General features: G+C 48.6%; 17 protein-coding genes. 10 read left to right on the top strand and 7 right to left on the bottom strand.

The features are described 5' to 3' along the window. Window positions 1–10 precede the first annotated feature (10 nt). The gene (locus S7335_RS02865) at window positions 11–472 is read left to right on the top strand and encodes a divergent PAP2 family protein (protein WP_006454077.1); all 462 of its coding nucleotides are present in this window, start codon (window positions 11–13) and stop codon (window positions 470–472) included. A gap of 98 nt (window positions 473–570) precedes the next feature. On the opposite strand, the gene S7335_RS25630 is transcribed toward S7335_RS02865, so the two are convergent. After that, window positions 571–1419 carry a hypothetical protein gene (locus S7335_RS25630; protein WP_006454689.1) on the bottom strand — a complete coding sequence of 283 codons (849 nt, stop codon included), beginning with the start codon at window positions 1417–1419 and terminating at the stop codon, window positions 571–573. Between the two features lie 74 nt (window positions 1420–1493). Further along, the gene (locus S7335_RS02855; protein WP_006456887.1) at window positions 1494–1823 is read right to left on the bottom strand and encodes an MgPME-cyclase complex family protein; all 330 of its coding nucleotides are present in this window, start codon (window positions 1821–1823) and stop codon (window positions 1494–1496) included. A 366-nt stretch (window positions 1824–2189) separates the two neighbouring features. Between S7335_RS02855 and S7335_RS02850 the strand changes: the two genes are divergently transcribed. Then, complete coding sequence (locus tag S7335_RS02850) at window positions 2190–2717, top strand: hypothetical protein (protein WP_006457241.1); 528 nt, start codon at window positions 2190–2192, stop codon at window positions 2715–2717. Window positions 2718–2939: 222 nt separating this feature from the next. After that, complete coding sequence (gene ndk / locus S7335_RS02845; RefSeq protein ID WP_006457483.1) at window positions 2940–3386, top strand: nucleoside-diphosphate kinase; 447 nt, start codon at window positions 2940–2942, stop codon at window positions 3384–3386. Between the two features lie 101 nt (window positions 3387–3487). On the opposite strand, the gene S7335_RS02840 is transcribed toward ndk, so the two are convergent. Continuing rightward, window positions 3488–3682 carry a hypothetical protein gene (locus S7335_RS02840; protein ID WP_006454952.1) on the bottom strand — a complete coding sequence of 65 codons (195 nt, stop codon included), beginning with the start codon at window positions 3680–3682 and terminating at the stop codon, window positions 3488–3490. A 172-nt stretch (window positions 3683–3854) separates the two neighbouring features. Next, the gene (gene def / locus S7335_RS02835; RefSeq protein ID WP_006456258.1) at window positions 3855–4418 is read right to left on the bottom strand and encodes a peptide deformylase; all 564 of its coding nucleotides are present in this window, start codon (window positions 4416–4418) and stop codon (window positions 3855–3857) included. 278 nt (window positions 4419–4696) lie between these two features. On the opposite strand from def, the gene S7335_RS02830 reads away from it, so the two are divergent. After that, window positions 4697–5629 carry an ABC transporter permease gene (locus tag S7335_RS02830; protein WP_006454942.1) on the top strand — a complete coding sequence of 311 codons (933 nt, stop codon included), beginning with the start codon at window positions 4697–4699 and terminating at the stop codon, window positions 5627–5629. 163 nt (window positions 5630–5792) lie between these two features. Here S7335_RS02830 and psaC read toward each other — a convergent pair whose 3' ends face one another. After that, on the bottom strand, window positions 5793–6038 hold the full coding sequence (gene psaC, locus S7335_RS26585) for a photosystem I iron-sulfur center protein PsaC (RefSeq protein WP_071776901.1): 246 nt from the start codon (window positions 6036–6038) through the stop codon (window positions 5793–5795). A gap of 389 nt (window positions 6039–6427) precedes the next feature. Between psaC and acpP the strand changes: the two genes are divergently transcribed. The 4 genes from acpP (at window position 6428) to S7335_RS02805 (ending at window position 12617) form a co-directional block, all read left to right on the top strand. Then, on the top strand, window positions 6428–6667 hold the full coding sequence (acpP, locus tag S7335_RS02825; RefSeq protein WP_006455895.1) for an acyl carrier protein: 240 nt from the start codon (window positions 6428–6430) through the stop codon (window positions 6665–6667). A 456-nt stretch (window positions 6668–7123) separates the two neighbouring features. Beyond that, on the top strand, window positions 7124–8395 hold the full coding sequence (gene fabF, locus S7335_RS02820; protein ID WP_038015514.1) for a beta-ketoacyl-ACP synthase II: 1272 nt from the start codon (window positions 7124–7126) through the stop codon (window positions 8393–8395). Window positions 8396–8888: 493 nt separating this feature from the next. Then, on the top strand, window positions 8889–10895 hold the full coding sequence (gene tkt, locus S7335_RS02815; RefSeq protein ID WP_006454760.1) for a transketolase: 2007 nt from the start codon (window positions 8889–8891) through the stop codon (window positions 10893–10895). A gap of 525 nt (window positions 10896–11420) precedes the next feature. Continuing rightward, window positions 11421–12617 carry a geranylgeranyl reductase family protein gene (locus tag S7335_RS02805; RefSeq protein ID WP_006454891.1) on the top strand — a complete coding sequence of 399 codons (1197 nt, stop codon included), beginning with the start codon at window positions 11421–11423 and terminating at the stop codon, window positions 12615–12617. 81 nt (window positions 12618–12698) lie between these two features. Here the strand turns inward: S7335_RS02805 and S7335_RS02800 are convergent, their stop codons facing one another. Together S7335_RS02800 and S7335_RS02795 are read right to left on the bottom strand one after the other, a co-directional pair. Then, on the bottom strand, window positions 12699–13724 hold the full coding sequence (locus S7335_RS02800; RefSeq protein ID WP_304412078.1) for a LysR family transcriptional regulator: 1026 nt from the start codon (window positions 13722–13724) through the stop codon (window positions 12699–12701). A gap of 349 nt (window positions 13725–14073) precedes the next feature. Further along, complete coding sequence (locus S7335_RS02795; RefSeq protein ID WP_006456891.1) at window positions 14074–14310, bottom strand: photosystem II protein, Psb35-related; 237 nt, start codon at window positions 14308–14310, stop codon at window positions 14074–14076. Window positions 14311–14525: 215 nt separating this feature from the next. On the opposite strand from S7335_RS02795, the gene holA reads away from it, so the two are divergent. Further along, window positions 14526–15521 carry a DNA polymerase III subunit delta gene (gene holA / locus S7335_RS02790; RefSeq protein ID WP_006457334.1) on the top strand — a complete coding sequence of 332 codons (996 nt, stop codon included), beginning with the start codon at window positions 14526–14528 and terminating at the stop codon, window positions 15519–15521. A 209-nt stretch (window positions 15522–15730) separates the two neighbouring features. Further along, window positions 15731–16201, top strand: a complete 471-nt coding sequence (locus tag S7335_RS02785; RefSeq protein WP_006455234.1) for a DUF4168 domain-containing protein — start codon at window positions 15731–15733, stop codon at window positions 16199–16201. Window positions 16202–16286: the final 85 nt, after the last annotated feature.

Below are 16286 nucleotides of genomic sequence, written 5' to 3'. Positions count from 1 at the left end.
ATCCCGACTCATGCAGGACTTCAGCGACGTTTTTCAAAATCATGTGCTTTGGGTGGCCCTTGTCGCCTGTCTTTCAGCTCAAGCCCTCAAACTAGTGTTCGAATTCGTCCAGCACCGCTCCATCAATCCTAAGGTCTTAGTCGAAACTGGCGGTATGCCTAGCGCCCATTCTGCATTAGTCACTGCCCTTGCCTGCGGGGTAGGTCAAACGATTGGCTGGAGCACACCTGCTTTTGCAGTGACCTCGGTGTTTGCTGTAATCGTAATGTACGACGCTGCAGGGGTGCGGCAAGCAGCAGGCAAGCAAGCTAAGATCCTCAACCAAATTCTAGATGAGCTGTTTCAAGAGCATTCAGAATTTAATGAAGATCGACTGAAAGAACTACTTGGCCATACGCCTGTACAGGTGATTGTCGGTGCGATGCTAGGGGTGCTAGTAGCTTGGCTATCTACCCCTGGCTGGTTGAGTTAGCGAGTTCTATTCATCGTTGGTCAAACTTCACGGTGGGTTGACTTCACGGCTGATGCTAGCTAGTTGGGTAGATAGAATAACTTGGCTGGTGACAGGAGTTAGTTGTTAGATATAACAACTGATTTTGAGATTTGTACAACTTCTTGCGCATCGACTACCACGGCAGCTAGCTGGGCATTGCTAAGTTCTTGTAAAGTTGTCGCGGCGGTGTCTTCACTCTCGCTATAGCTTGCCAATAGATATGGACGTTGCTGATAGACAGCTAGCCCTACCGAAGAGACGAGCTGACTGAGAGTTTCGGCAATCTCCGGGTTACTGCTGTAATCGACCAAAACTGCGTAGCCCGTTTCTAAGCGAGTCGGCTCAAAGGTAGGGGTAATAGGCGCAGCAGCAGATTGCGTCTCCGTTGCTTCTGGGCTAACGGTTGCTTCTGGCGCGGTTTCTGGCTCAGTTTCAATTGGCGCGGTTGCTTCTGGTGCGGTTTCTGACTCAGTTTCTGGCTCAGTTTCTGGCTCAGTTTCAATTACCGGCGCGGTTGTTGTCTCCGGTACGGTTTCGGGCGATGTACTGCCGCTAGCTACGGTCTGATCGTTAATTTGGTCGCCAGGTCGAATGACGAAGCTTTCGTAGTCTGCTTCTGAGCTCATATAGCTAGCCCAGGCGTTAACGGTTTCTAATTGAGTAAAGCCCCCTGCACGTACTAGCACTTCGTCGAGATATCGGCAAATGATTACAGAGCTTTCGACGGGCAGTATAGATGCAATATCACTGCGCTCGGCTTCGTCTTCGCCACGTACTAGGAGTAGGTATTCTTGGTCGCCTGGAGGTGGACAGACTGGTGGATCTGACTGTGCGGACGCTAGTGTTGTCGCCATTAGTAACGGAGCAAAGAAGGCAGAGGTGCCCCATAACAAAGTCGCTAGTGTCGAACGGTAGAACGGTTTCATGATCGCCTTTTTACAGAAAAAGATGCGCTAGAGCAGTAGAAAAGATCTGAAGCAGAGAGAGCGGAAACGACCGATTAAGCGGCGGTTTCCAAAGAGGCTAGCGGATGGGGAATAGTCTCAGAAGGCGCTTCAAATTCGCCCTTGGCAACATATTCTAGGCGAAGCTTTAGCCAAGTAATAAATGTTTTGTCAGTAGAGACCACAGCAGCTACAGGCTGAGGGCACTTTTCTTTGACTTCAGCTAGTTCGGGCGCCTCTAGAAACGCAGGTTGTTTGATTAGCCAAAAGTCAGGTTCTTTCTCTTGTGACTGGTACTGGCGGTAACGCTCTTCTAGAACCTCCGCGAAGGGCTCTTCTTCAAGTAAAAAGCGCTGGCTAGCAGCTATGAAGTAGTAGGTTGTCATGATTGAGCTGTATGGCTTCTTGATTAGAGTAGCCTATGAAGAGAACTCGTCAGAACTCAATTTGACTACTAAATTCGACGACTAATAGCTAGCTGTGCAGACTGTAGCTATAGAGAGCTATAGAGTCTGGTGATCGCCTCCTGGTGAGTAAAGTAATTTTGCTAAAAAAAGTACCTCTCGGACTTCTAGAATATCCTCACACCAGGCTGATATAGAAATCTATACCAAGCAAATACTTAGTCTAATTAAATCCAACTAGCTTAGGCATCATGCAAACCATATCAGAACTGAGCGCTAACTGTTGGCAAATAAGACCGCTCTAAGTCCTGTCACAATCAACATCTCTGCTGTGGACCAATCACCTTAATGAATTCAATCTCTAAACTATTCGCTTCATGCATTGGCCTTACTGTTGGATACGCTGCACCTGCGATCGCCCAAAGTAATACCTACTATGCAGGTCAGGCAACGGGTGGTCAGTCAGTTGTCGTCGACTTAGACTCGATCTATAGCATTGACCGTGACGATACTCGGTTTATTTACTTCTTTGCAGGTGAGCCAATCCCTAGTCAAGCGCATTGTGCAGGTGGAGGCGCTTGGACAACATTAGACGATGGGATTGTGCGTACCCCGCAGTCACAAGCTACTAGGAATATGTTGAATGTCGTTTGCAGCTACTCAACCTATGAAAGCGCTGCGCCTAGCGTTGTCTCGCGTCAAGCTGCGCTCGTTAATGCGCCTCCCTCGAATATCAGAGCAACGCCTAATGGCCGTATCCTCTGTACTATTCGCACGCGCTCATACATTGATGTCTACGGATATTCTGCCGGCTGGTACAGCACGGATGCCTGTAGCCAAGCAGGGGTAATTCATGAAAGCCAAGTTCAGTTCTAAGTAGTCAATGGAGATCTCATGCAGAAGGCTAAGGCCAAAGAGATGAACGTCTAAGAAGGCATCAAGCTGCAGTCAGGACGTAACCTCTAGTGATTGGTATAAGCCATTCTACGAAAGCGATAAGTGCGGACTGCCATCATTTTTTGGTCAAGGAAGGGCTTTACAAACTGACCTCATTTACTGAGCATAGGAAAGGTTAAAAGCAGTTAGGAGTCTTAAGCCGTGGAAAAAAGTTTCATCATGATCAAGCCCGATGGCGTTCAGCGGGGTTTGGTGGGCGATATCATCAGCCGGTTCGAGACGAAGGGATTTACCCTAGTGGGTATGAAGCAGATGTCTGTATCGCGTGAATTGGCTGAGTCTCACTATGCTGTGCATAAAGAGCGGCCTTTCTTCAGTAGTTTGGTTGAATACATCATCTCAGCACCGGTCGTAGCTATGGTTTGGGAAGGTGAAGGTGTAATTGCTTCTGCCCGCAAGCTGATCGGCGCAACCAATCCTTTAGAGGCTGAACCAGGAACGATTCGCGGTGATTACGGCATTACGATTGGCCGCAACCTAATTCATGGCTCCGATGCATCCGAAACCGCACAAAGCGAGATCAAGCTATGGTTTGGTGAAGACCTATGTAGCTGGGAGCCCACTATGAAGCCCTGGTTGTACGAATAAAGCGCTTCTAGATACAAGTAGCCTGGATGAGCAAAAGATCATCCAGGCTTTTTAAGTGTTTTCTATTCTTAATTAAGAGTCCTATTACAGGCAAAGACTCGTCACATATTGGCGCGGGCGTCTTTGACAGCTTCTATGAATGACAGGATGCCGACTGGAATGCTAAGCGCTAGGATGACAGCGGTGGGTGCTTTGCCCCAGTCTGGATCACCGGAAGAAAGTTCAAACATTGAGCCGACGGCTGCGATCGCAGTCAAACAGGCCACACCCAACAACGCACCACTTTTTGGAGTCACAGAATTTTCCTTTTGTTATGAAGTTTGCTTTTGAAGCTTAATCTCTTAAAGCTCGCTCTAAAACTATTTGGCTATGAAGTGATTTGGCTGAGATATTTATCTAGAGCAAATTGCAGCACGACTATTAATAAATAGAAAAGCCAAAATAACTGCAACCAGCATCATTCCACTTCTATTTCACTTTCTGAACGTGTTTGATCGCAAAGCCGTTCTTTTGCAGCTCCTGATTGAGCGCAATCGTATTTTCCACCCTATCTACAAACAGCACACCATTTAGGTGATCCATCTCATGCTGAATCACCCGAGCAAGCAGATCATCCGCCTTCAGCTTACGGGGTCGACCATTCTCATCTTTGAAGCTAACTTCTATGGCGGCAGGACGAATTACATCTAGATAGACGCCCGGGATGCTCAGACAACCTTCCTGACCAGCGGCTAGCTCGTCACTGTAGCGAATAATTTTGGGGTTGACCAATACCAGAGCTGAAGCCGCTTCATTTTCAGGGTCAGCGTCTATAACGAGGAGCTGCTTATTCACACCAACCTGAGGGGCAGCTAAGCCAATACCGTCCTCGCTATACATTGTCTGCAGCATCTTGCGGACAAGATCGCGCAGAGCGTTGTCTATCTTGGCAACCCGTTTGGCGGGCTGGCGGAGGACACGATCGCCCATCTGGTGAACGGTGAGCGGCGGTTTCTTCAGCTTTTTCTTTTCAACGTCGATGACTGCGGCCATGGGTCTTCGTAACTAAGTCCAGTTTGAGCAATGTTCTTCCCCACATTGTAACAACTCACACCGACTTCGCTGTAGCGACTTCAAGCCGATAATCCTTAAGCTACAGGTTCAGCCCCAAAGTCAGTCGAGTATTCCCTCAAAGAGGCTCCTTCACAGATGTAGGCGGATTAGTCAACGACACCTTATGTTTCACACTCAGATGTAAATGTATCAACTCAGATTGATTCAGGGCATCTTGATTGTGATTGTCTTGTGTCAAAACGCTAAGAACCTACCCTATGCTCTTGCGCCCAAAATCTGTGCTGAAATCTTTAGCTAGAACAGACTATTTATTTCAAGAGACCTTCAGAGGGTTGCAGCGCGGCGGCTGGATGAATTGGGCTGCTATCAGCACGATGACGGTCTTACTTTTTTTGTTTGGGACTAGTCTGCAAGTGAGCTGGCAGGTTGAAGGAATGCTAAACCAGTTCGGTTCACAGCTGGTGATTTCAACCTATCTAGAAAGTGGCGTAGGTGCTGACACTTTGACTGAACAGGTGAGTCAGTTGCCGGGCGTTGTCAGTGTAGAAGCGGTAAGCAGGGAGCAGGCTTGGTCACAGCTAACTTCGGACTTAGGACTGTCTAATATCTCGAACGCGATTGATCAGCTCAATGGTAATCCACTGGTTGACGAGCTGAAGGTAAAAGCTAGAGATACCCAGCAGGTTCCTCAGCTGGCAGCGACACTAAAGAATTTACCTGGCGTCGATGAAGTGCTGTATGTAAGTGAAATGATTCAGCAGCTTCGAGATCTTAATATAGGATTGCAATGGGCAAGTCTTGTGGTGGTGAGCCTGCTGAGTATTGCCGCGACCACAGTGGTGACGACGACAATTCGGCTGATTGCGATCGCCCGCCGGCAGGAAATCGAGGTCATGCAGTTAGTCGGTGCCACTCGTATCTGGATTTACCTACCATTTCTTATTCAGGGGGCGGTCTTTGGCATCATTGGTGCTGGCGGTGCGTGGGGTCTCTTACTTGCGGCTCAACAAGGCTTAAGATCTGTATCTACTGGTAACGGTCAACCTAGCTTCATCGAATTTTTAGCGAACGGTCTCCAGCTCTCATCTCACCAATGGATGGTACTACCTTGCTCATTAGTGCTACTAGGCACCGGACTAGGGGTGCTAGGCAGCCTGTTAGCCGTCGAAAAAGCTGTCGCAGCAAGATAGAGTTCGGCGTAGTTACTAGGATGTAGCTGCTAGAGGTCATCGCCAAAAAGCCTTCGCTAATCTTTGACTAGCGAAGGCTTCGATGAAGTTTGTCGAAGGTGTTGAAGGCTTTCAATGGGGTTTTGTAGGAGCCTTAACTAGGCGGCTGCGCTTATAGATGTCTCTAGTAAGCTAAACCCATGCTCCGACTGGTCTCTGCACCTAAATAAACACGGATGCTTAGAAAGTCGGTTGGACAAGCTGTTTCGCAACGCTTGCAGCCAACACAATCTTCTGTGCGGGGAGAGGCAGCGATCTGCCCAGCCCGGCAACCATCCCAAGGCACCATCTCTAAAACATCGGTAGGGCAGGCACGGACGCACTGCGTACAACCAATACAGGTATCGTAAATTTTGACTGAATGAGACATGAAGTACAGACTCCAGAATTATTGTTGCAATATCGCTAAGCGAGTGCGAGCAAGGGTTCCCCGACCCACCAGCAGTGTATCTCGCTGGCATCAGCCATACCTTAACAAGGTAGGCAAAAATTTATGGAACGTAATATTCGCTTCACATCAAGTTTTAATCTCACCGGAGAGATAGGCGGAGTAAATTACCGGGTGTCCCGCTTTCCTATAAGATAGTGAAGCTTAAAAATGCAGACTGCTAGAAACGGTCGTCGCTACAGACGTAAAGGTTTTTAACTTAAAGAACGGTTTGCCTGTTTGATAAAAAGCTACTTGACGTCCTTGGGATGTAGCTGGTAGTTTCGGCTGGTTTTTGCACTTTTTGCTGCTGTTTGAAGGTAAGTATAGTAATGAGTGAAGAGATTTTAGGGAAAGTTCAGAAGATCGTTTCTGAACAGCTCGGTGTAGACGAAGCGGAAGTAAAACCGGAAGCTAGCTTTGCTAACGACTTAGGGGCTGACTCTTTAGATACCGTTGAGCTAGTTATGGCGCTAGAAGAAGAATTCGATATTGAAATTCCTGATGAGGCAGCTGAGAGTATCACAACCGTGGAATCGGCAGTTGAATTTATCGAAAAGGCACAGGCATAAGCATCTGATAGCTAGGCCTATGTAGGCTGTGATATCTACTGGCCATAGTACTTACTTCTAGGTGTAGAGCTAGCTGCTAAGGCTAAACTGCTAAGGTCAGAACTATTTCTGAGCTATGGAGCTTAGACTATCAGACCAGCTTGTAGGGCTACCTAGCTAGCTGCTTAACGATATGAGTGGCCCTGTCCTACCAAAGCTATCAGCTTCAAATCGATACCTAAGCCTTGATACACGGCACCTAAGTCTTGATACACGGCCATAGCGGTATGAATCCTAACTTTCATTTGCTTTTTGTCTTTATCTTTCTTGGTGCAATGATTGCAACGATCTAGGTAGTACGATCTAAGCAAGTGAGTGTTAGCAAGTTACTTCTGCAAAGTTTGCTTTGAGCGGTGTGATTCGACGTTTGAATGATAGCTGGTGTTCGGCTATTCCCCCGATGTTGTCCTTAGAACTATGGCTGATTTAGAAGATAAGCAAGAACGAAAGCGGGTTGTTGTCACAGGTATGGGCGCAATTACGCCGATTGGCAATACGCTAGCTGATTATTGGCAGGGGCTGCTGGAGAGCAAGAACGGCATTGGCCTAGTGACGGCATTTGATGCTTCTGCGCATGCTAGTCAGATCGCCGGCGAAGTCAAAGGTTTTGACCCGCTCGACTATATGGACCGTAAGGATGTGAAGCGAGCGGCGCGGTTTGCTCATTTTGCGATCGCCGCTAGCAAACAAGCGATCGCCGATGCCACCCTAAAGATCACCGATCTAAACGCTGAACAAATCGGTGTAATGATCGGCACTGGTATTGGGGGTATTCAGGTGATGGAAGAGCAGCAAGAGATCTATTTAAACAAAGGTCCTAGCCGCTGTAGTCCATTCATGATTCCGATGATGATTGCTAACATGGCCGCTGGCCTGACTGCGATTCAAACCGGTGCAAAGGGCCCTAACTCCTGTTCTGTGACCGCGTGCGCTGCGGGTTCAAATGCTATTGGAGATGCCTTTCGTCTAGTTCAAAACGGCTACGCCCAGGCCATGATTTGCGGTGGCACCGAGTCTGCCGTTACGCCTTTGACCTTCGCGGGCTTTTCTTCTATGCGAGCAATGTCTACTCGCAACGACGATCCTACTCATGCTAGTCGTCCCTTTGACCAGGATCGAGATGGCTTTGTCCTGGGTGAAGGGGCAGGCATCTTAATCTTAGAAGAGCTAGAACATGCGCTGAGCCGAGGCGCTCGTATCTATGCGGAGATCGTCGGTTACGGTATGAGCTGTGATGCCTATCACATGACCGGTATCGCACCGGGTGGTGAAGGCGCAGTGCGAGCTATCCGTCACGCTCTAAAAGATGGCAATCTGTCACCGGATGAAGTGAGCTATATCAATGCTCACGGCACTAGCACCCCAGTCAACGATCCGAACGAGACTGCCGCGATTAAGACCGTCCTTGGCCAGCATGCCTACAACATCACCGTAAGTTCGACCAAAAGTATGACGGGCCACCTACTAGGTGGATCAGGTGGTATCGAGGGCGTGGCAGCAGTTATGGCTGTTGCTAATGATAGAGTGCCGCCTACAATCAACCTAGAAACCCCCGACCCGGACTGCGATTTAGACTACGTTCCTGCTCAGAGCCGTGAGCAAGAGGTCACTGTAGCGCTCTCAAATTCCTTTGGCTTTGGAGGGCATAACGTTACCCTCGCTTTCAAGAAATTTCAAGAAATACAGTGAGTAGAAACGAGTTTGCCAGACGGGTCTGCCAGATGGGTTCTTCAGAATAAGTGCATTACAGCGGTAGTGAAGCAGCCTTCAAGATAAGGCTATGCCTACGTTCACCCTGAGTTCATCTAGCTAGCTGTTATATAGGCTTTTGACTAACAAGGTATACTTCAGCCAGGTGGCCATGGCTTGACTATAGCTGACTATAGTTATAGTGAGAAAACGCTGACGAGTTCTCATCAAACGGTCACAGATGTTACAAATTCATCGGTATAATGCTTGGAAATTCTCAAGTCTTTTTAAGCACTTTTTGTAGAGTAAACCTCACACTGTATAGAGTTAGTAGACCTAGCATCAGCATCCTATAAGTTAGCAGGCCGTAAAGCTAACAGACATCTTCTAGGCAGATTGGCTGCTAGCTTTTGTCCATCGCATAGGGTTCGCTTTTCACTTTCTATTTCTTTTTATCAACCTTCTTACTGTCCACCTCCTCACTAAAAAGACCATGGCTGTTGCAACCCAATCGCTCGAAACACTTTGTATAAATTCCATTAGATTTTTGGCGATTGACGCCGTCAACAAATCCAAGTCAGGTCATCCTGGTTTGCCAATGGGTGCTGCGCCCATGTCGTTTGTGCTGTGGGATAAGTTCATCCGGCACAATCCTAAGAACCCTCAATGGTTTAACCGCGATAGATTTGTGCTTTCGGCGGGGCATGGCTGTATGCTGCAATACGCCATGCTCTATCTCACCGGCTATGACAGCGTGAGCATGGACGATATCAAGCAGTTTCGTCAGTGGGGCTCTACGACACCTGGACATCCCGAGAACTTTGAGACTGCTGGTGTTGAAGTAACCACTGGCCCGCTAGGTCAGGGCATCTGCAATGCAGTGGGTTTAGCGATGGCCGAGGCGCATTTAGCAGCTAAGTTCAACAAGCCCGACTGCGCAGTAGTAGACCACTACACCTACACAATCATGGGTGACGGTTGCAACATGGAGGGCGTCTCGGGTGAGGCTTGCTCTTTGGCTGGTCACTTGGGCCTAGGGAAGCTGATTGCTCTATACGACGATAATCATATTTCGATTGATGGTTCGACTGATATTGCCTTTACTGAAGATGTGAGCAAGCGCTTCGAGGCATATGGCTGGCATGTGCTGCATGTAGAAGATGGCAATACCGATTTGGATTCGATTGAGAAGGCGATCGCCAAGGCTAAAGAAGTCACTGACAAGCCGACGATGATCAAGGTGACCACTACCATCGGCTATGGCTCACCCAACCGAGCAGGGACCGGTGGCATTCATGGGGCAATGCTGGGCGACGAAGAAACCATTGCTACTCGTGAAAACCTCGACTGGAAATACGACTTCTTTGAGATTCCTGAAGATGCGCTTAGCCGCTACCGCCAAGCAATTGACAAAGGTGCTAGTGCTGAAGCCGAATGGAATGAAACCCTAGCGACCTACCGCACTAAGTACGCTGAAGAAGCCAAAGAGCTCGAGCGCATGCTATCCGGCAAGCTTCCTGAGGGCTGGGAAGATGCACTGCCTACTTACACTCCAGAAGACAAGGCACTTGCCACACGGAAAAACTCGGAAGCGACCTTAAATGCACTTGCCCCTGTCCTACCTGAGCTAATTGGCGGTTCGGCGGATTTAACCCACTCAAACCTCACTGAGCTAAAAGTGTCTGGCGACTATCAAAAGGGCGCCTATGAGAATCGCAATATTCACTTTGGCGTCCGCGAACACGGTATGGGTGCAATCTGTAATGGCATTGCCCTCCACGGCGGTGGATTGATTCCCTACTGTGCCACCTTCCTGGTCTTTACTGACTACATGCGTGGCGCTATCCGACTCTCAGCGCTATCCGAGGCTGGCGTTATCTATGTGATGACCCACGATTCTATTGGTCTAGGTGAAGATGGCCCTACTCACCAGCCTGTCGAGACTGTCGCTTCCTTGCGAGCGATTCCCAATCTCTACGTCATTCGCCCAGCCGACGGCAACGAGACTTCTGGTGCATACAAAATCGCAGTCAATAAGCGCCAAGCTCCCACTCTAATGTGCTTCTCCCGTCAGGGTTTGCGCAACCTACCGGGTTCCTCTATTGATGCGGTTGCCAAAGGCGCATATATCATGTCAGATTCGGACGGTACACCTGATTTGATTTTGATTGGTACGGGTAGCGAAGTGCAGCTCTGTGAAGATGCTGCTGAAAAGCTACGCGGCGACGGCAAGAAAGTTCGCGTGGTGTCTATGCCCTGCTGGAAGCTTTACGAAGAGCAAAGTGCAGAGTACAAAGAGTCAGTCCTACCTAAGTCCGTGAAGAAGCGTCTGGTTGTTGAAGCGATGAGCAGCTTTGGCTGGGCTAAGTACTTCGGTGATGAAGGCGATATGATCTCTGTTGATACCTTCGGTGCTTCGGCGCCGGGTGGTGTCGTTATGGAGAAGTTCGGCTATACCGTTGACAACGTGGTCTCTCGTGCGAATGCACTCATGAGCTAGTAGCGTTCTAGAGCTAAATAAAGCCTCTGCCGATAAATGGATTAGCAGAGGCTTTTGCGTTTGTACTAAGTGGCTCAGTCGTAGGATACGAGCCTTTTTAATACATTGAGTAGTGAAGGTCTCGTTGGCTATAGGTCTTGTTGGTTATAGGTTGTACGCTTGACTATAGCGATAGCTCTTCTAGTAACCCCTTAATGACCTATTTGCTGCGCATCAGATCCGAAGCGGAGTTTGATATGCAAGATGCATACCAATATTACGAGAAAAAAGAGTCTGGTCTTGGCTCTGAATTTGTTCGCGCTGTTGACGCTTGCCTTTCAAAGGTTGCTCGCAACCCATCCGCTTATCCGCCAGTACATAGTCAGTACATAGGTAGATCCGCAGAGCTTTAATTCGTGGGTTTCCTTGCGGTATCTTCTACATTATTGAAGACAGTACAGTTGTTGTTCTAGCTTGCTTTTATGCCAAACAAGATCCGAAGGCATGGCGAGATAGACAGTAAATTAGATTCGCAACCTTAAACTTATGCCACTATACGATTGCATTATTGTAGGTGCTGGACCGGCAGGCGCGAGTGCTGCTTACCATTTGAGTAGAAAAGGACATCAGGTGCTGCTGATAGAGAAAGCAGCACTGCCCCGGTATAAGCCCTGTGGGGGTGGGGTTTCACCGCAGGTAGCGCAGTGGTTTGATTTTGATTTTGAGCCGGTGATTTCGCAGAAGGTGACCCGGGCTCGGTACACATGGCACTTGGGCGAGGCCATCGAGGTTGACTTAAAAGCGCCGATTTGGATGGTACGGCGAAATGAGTTTGATCATTATCTAGTACAGCAGGCTGAAAAGAGGGGAACGAAACTACTAGATAAGACGAAGGTTGTAGCGGTTGAGTTTGTTTCAGGTGGTCAGACAGACACTACTAGGGATGACGCTAATAGGACTGATGGAGGTGACCAAGTAGATCGCTGGAAGGTGATGACGAGTAGGGGCGAGACGTTCGAGGGTCAGTATCTGATTGCTGCGGATGGGGGACGTGGCCCGATGGCAAAATGGCTAGGGTTTGGCGATCGCAAAGCCAGTATCGCTGGCGCTATCGAAATCGAGCCTAAAGGTGAAGTCGAAAACAGCCATGTCGTGCATTTCGAATTTGGTCTGCTAAAAAATGGCTATGTGTGGAATTTTCCTAAGCGAGATGGCTATTCAATCGGTAGCGGCGTCTTTCGAACAGATAGGCGAAAGGGTAAAGATTTGGTAGCGCCGATGGCTGAGTATGCGTCAGCGTTTGGAGTAGATGGGGAGGCGGAGCCAAAGTTTGGGCATCCGGTGTATATCTGGAAGGGCAACCAGCGACTACATACCCAAAACGCTGTGCTAGCGGGCGAGGCTGCTTGTGTGGTCGATCCGTTAACGGCTGAAGGAATTCGCCCTTCTATATTCACCGGAATAAAGGCGGCTGAAGCAGTGAGCGATGCGATCGCCGGTAACCCTTCGGCTTTGGCTGAGTATACAGATATTATTGCCGAGGAAATTGGCCGCGAAATGAAGCTGGCGACCAAGCTAGCAAAAGCATTCTACGCCGCTCCTTACCTAAGCTATCGCACGATCATGCAACAGCCGTCTGCTACCTGGGCAATGGCTAGAATTTTTGCAGGTGAGCTGAAGTATGCCGACATGGTGCAAAAAGCGCTGCGGCGATTGAGCGGAGGGCTGCTCGCAAAGCGTTAAGTCTCTGTATGCTAAAGCCTCTATATAACGAACGCTACATGAAAGCCGCCGCTCCCTAACTGCCACGCCGGTCCCAAAGCCTCAAACGGTTAGGGGTTCTCTAGTCGGAGCGCCTCCATCGGTATCAGAGCCAGTTTTACTATTTCCCTGGCCGCTGCCGTTTTCCTCACTGCCGTTGAGAGAGACTTTACCGAGCCCTGGCAACAGTCTTCTTGCCATCTCTGGACTCTCTTCTTTAAGGAATGTTAGGAAAGTTTCGGCGACAATAGAGAGCTGTTTACCCGCTAGGTGAGCAACATACCAATCTCTTTCGATTGGGAATCCTTGTACATCGAGAATGGCAAACTCGCCTGTTGTTCCTTCTGAGATAATAGTGTGCTGCGAAAGGACAGAAATACCTAATCCACCTGCGATCGCTTGCTTAATCGCCTCGTTACTGCCGAGCTCTAAGCTCACATTTACAGACACATTATGCTCTTCGAATATCTTTTCTACCGCTTTACGAGTGCCTGAACCTGGCTCTCTCATGATGAAAGCCTCATTATTGAGTGCTTCAATCGGGATGTTTTGCTTCCGAGCTAGCGGATGGCTAGTAGGCGCTAGTACAATCAGCGGATTTTCTAAGAAAGGATGAATGGTGAGATCGGGCTGCGTTGGCGCTTGACTGATGATGTATATATCGTCTTCGTTGGCCAACATACTCTCTTGTAGACGCTGGTGGTTAGTGACTTTCAGCGAAATGTCGATGCCGGGATAGCGCTTACAGAAAGGCCCCAAGATTCTGGGCACGAAGTATTTTGCTGTGGTGATCACCGCTAGTTTAAGCTGACCTTGCTTCATACCTTTTAGATCGGCTACAGACATTTCAAACTGATCTAAGCCAGTGAAAATATCTTGGCAAGTTGACAGTAGCTTCTCTCCTGCCTCCGTCAGATAAAGTCGCTTGCCGATTTGCTCAAATAGAGGCAGGCCAACCGCTTTGGTGAGCTGCTTTACCTGAATTGAAACGGTAGGCTGCGTAAGATAGAGCTCCTCGGCAGCGCGGGTAAAGCTACCGTGACGAGCCGTCGCTTCAAATACTTTGAGCTGATGGAGTGTTGCGTGAATCACAGCTTGATGGCCTCTATCTATGTCAACTGATTTATTTTGTATAGTCTGATACAGGCTGAGAAATATCAGGCTGCATAGAAGTAAGTCTATCAAATAATCAAAGTAATGCCGACATTTTCAATGATAATCACCAAAAAAATAAGCGCGTATACCTGTATTCGGTAATACGCGCTTATTTAAGTTGCTATTTCAGTGTCTAGATTGAGATAGGTCTATGAATTTCTCGTCCGGCTTTGCTCTTAGCTTTACCCTTGATAAATGCGAGGAAGTTAGAGCTTCACCACACTTTTAGCTAAAGCGCTTGCTTCGAACTAATCGAATCGTACTGACTCATGTCAGCCGCGTTTTATCGACTAGATAGTCTACGGCTGCTATAAGCATCCCCACTATAAGCAGGCGTTCTAGTTGCGTAGTTAGTGGGCTGGCCCGTAATGGGTACGGCGATCGCCTCGAAAGATTCAGATCGCCAGTTGCGCTCGTGAATCGGCTTAGTCTGCTCACCCAAGAAGTAGGTTTGCGTGCCAATTAAAGCAACGGCTACCCAACCTGCAATGAAGAGCGTGACTAGAATTGTGGTCATCATGGTGATGCCTCCAATGTGTTTGTGTTATGTCTGTGTAAATAATTGTAACGTAAGTTTTTAATAAATGTATATGTCTCTTGACAGAGCTTTTTGGAAGTAGTAAGGAAGTACTTCAGTCTGTTTGCAGAATTAAAGCTCCGAGCGACATCGTCGATTGAACCTATCTACATTGAACCTTTACATTGAACCTATTTCCTAGAAGGAGCCGATGAACTATGCCGATCTACTTCTTCTGGGGTGAGGATGAGTTTCGGCTGAAGCAGGCGGTGGAGAATCTACGCGATCGCACGTTAGCTCCGGCCTGGGCCACTTTTAATTATGACCGTATCTCGCCCGATGCTGCTGACGCTGCGATTCAGGGTCTAAACCAGGCAATGACACCTCCTTTTGGTGAGGGTCAGCGCTTCGTTTGGCTAGTAGATACTCCTGTGGCCCAGCGCTGTTCAGAGTCGACCCTAGCAGAAATGGTGCGGACCTTGCCTTTGGTGCCAGAGTCGACAGTGCTGCTGCTGACCAGTTCAAGTAAGCCAGACGGTCGGTTGAAATCGACAAAGTTGTTAAGGAAACATGCGGACATGCGCGAGTTTTTGCCAATCGCGCCCTGGCAAACCGATCAGCTAATTAGCCAAGTGCGGCGAGTTGCCCAAGAAATGCATCTGCGCCTAAAGCCAGAATCCGCAGCGCTCTTAGCCGAAGCCGTGGGTGCCGACACCCGCAGACTATACAACGAACTAGAAAAGCTAAGCGTGTATTGGAGTTCTCTGGGGCAGGTGAAGACGGATCCTCTGCCGCCAGAAGTGATTACTCGGCTAGTAGCGGTGAGCACCCAGACGAGTTTTCAGTTGGCAGAGTCTTTGATCGCAGGGCAAACCGATCAGGCGCTAGGACTAGCCACAGATCTGCTGGCCAATAATGAGCCTGCGCTAAAGGTAGTTGCAACGCTTGTAGGTCAGTTTCGGCGGTGGCTGTGGGTGAGTTTGCTGGCACAACAAGGGGAAATAGATGTGAAGGCGATCGCAAGGGCAGCAGAAATCAACAACCCCCGGCGAGTCTACATTTTGCAAAAACAGGTTCGAGGCTGCGCACCTTCCCAGTTTGAAAAAGCCTTGTCACTGCTGCTGGGTTTGGAATTTAGCTTAAAGCGCGGCGCACCCGAGCAGATCACCTTGCAGACTAAAGTGATTGAAATTGCAGCCTGCTTTGGTGCATAGTCTTAACCCTATTACTGGCTGTAATATCAATATATTCGACCTCTCTTAATCCGATTGGAACGCTTCTTTTATGTATCAATCTGGTTAAGGATTTACCAGATTGCGAAGCCCTTAGTTCTATCTAGTAAGGAGCGTAGCTCTAGGTAATGGGTCAAGCCAAGTGCAGAATTGATAGACAAACTAAAGTATGAAAAGGAATTGAACTCACCATGACTTTGACGTGGCTTCGCCTTCGCCGAACCTGGTTAGCACTTGCCTTTGGCACACTAACGTTGAGCCAAATTGGTTTTCTTCTAGCTGACAGAGATATTCCTGCTGCCTACGCCCAGTCCTACAGCGATGACGAAGTCGCCAACTACGCTCGTGCGGCAGCCAGTATTGAAACCGAACGGCTTGAGGCCTATGAGCTAGCCAGCAATATCTTAACGAACGCTGAGGGCGAACTTAGCATCGTAGAAACCCCACTTAGCTGTACCAGCACTCGTTTAGCTGACATGCCCGATATCCCAAGAGATAGCAGAGTTGAGCTACGCGATGTGCTATTGGCTTTTTGCAATAGTGCCAGTCAGATGGCCGAGGAGAATGATCTCACACCTAGAGCGTTTAATCAGATGACAGCCGCTCACCGTGAAGACGCGGAACTCTTAGATCGAATCAAGGATGCGATCGCTGCTTTATGATCCAGACCCTAAGGGCATGAGGAAAATCAGGTTAAAATGAATGCCCTACAATTAGATGCCTCTCACTACAGCGCTCCACAGTCAC

Source organism: Synechococcus sp. PCC 7335 (genome assembly GCF_000155595.1).
Taxonomy (GTDB): Bacteria; Cyanobacteriota; Cyanobacteriia; order Phormidesmidales; family Phormidesmidaceae; genus Phormidesmis.
This window is presented reverse-complemented; position numbering and strand designations above follow the sequence as displayed.

Bases quoted from the DNA above. Each gene is read 5' to 3' on its own strand.
- fabF (WP_038015514.1), top strand. From the start codon at position 7,124: ATGGCTGATTTAGAAGATAAGCAAGAACGAAAGCGGGTTGTTGTCACA.
- S7335_RS02850 (WP_006457241.1), top strand. From the start codon at position 2,190: ATGAATTCAATCTCTAAACTATTCGCTTCATGCATTGGCCTTACTGTT.
- psaC (WP_071776901.1), bottom strand. From the start codon at position 6,038: ATGTCTCATTCAGTCAAAATTTACGATACCTGTATTGGTTGTACGCAG.
- S7335_RS25630 (WP_006454689.1), bottom strand. From the start codon at position 1,419: ATGAAACCGTTCTACCGTTCGACACTAGCGACTTTGTTATGGGGCACC.
- S7335_RS02830 (WP_006454942.1), top strand. From the start codon at position 4,697: ATGCTCTTGCGCCCAAAATCTGTGCTGAAATCTTTAGCTAGAACAGAC.
- S7335_RS02855 (WP_006456887.1), bottom strand. From the start codon at position 1,823: ATGACAACCTACTACTTCATAGCTGCTAGCCAGCGCTTTTTACTTGAA.
- S7335_RS02805 (WP_006454891.1), top strand. From the start codon at position 11,421: ATGCCACTATACGATTGCATTATTGTAGGTGCTGGACCGGCAGGCGCG.
- S7335_RS02865 (WP_006454077.1), top strand. From the start codon at position 11: ATGCAGGACTTCAGCGACGTTTTTCAAAATCATGTGCTTTGGGTGGCC.
- tkt (WP_006454760.1), top strand. From the start codon at position 8,889: ATGGCTGTTGCAACCCAATCGCTCGAAACACTTTGTATAAATTCCATT.
- S7335_RS02785 (WP_006455234.1), top strand. From the start codon at position 15,731: ATGACTTTGACGTGGCTTCGCCTTCGCCGAACCTGGTTAGCACTTGCC.
- holA (WP_006457334.1), top strand. From the start codon at position 14,526: ATGCCGATCTACTTCTTCTGGGGTGAGGATGAGTTTCGGCTGAAGCAG.
- S7335_RS02795 (WP_006456891.1), bottom strand. From the start codon at position 14,310: ATGATGACCACAATTCTAGTCACGCTCTTCATTGCAGGTTGGGTAGCC.
- def (WP_006456258.1), bottom strand. From the start codon at position 4,418: ATGGCCGCAGTCATCGACGTTGAAAAGAAAAAGCTGAAGAAACCGCCG.
- acpP (WP_006455895.1), top strand. From the start codon at position 6,428: ATGAGTGAAGAGATTTTAGGGAAAGTTCAGAAGATCGTTTCTGAACAG.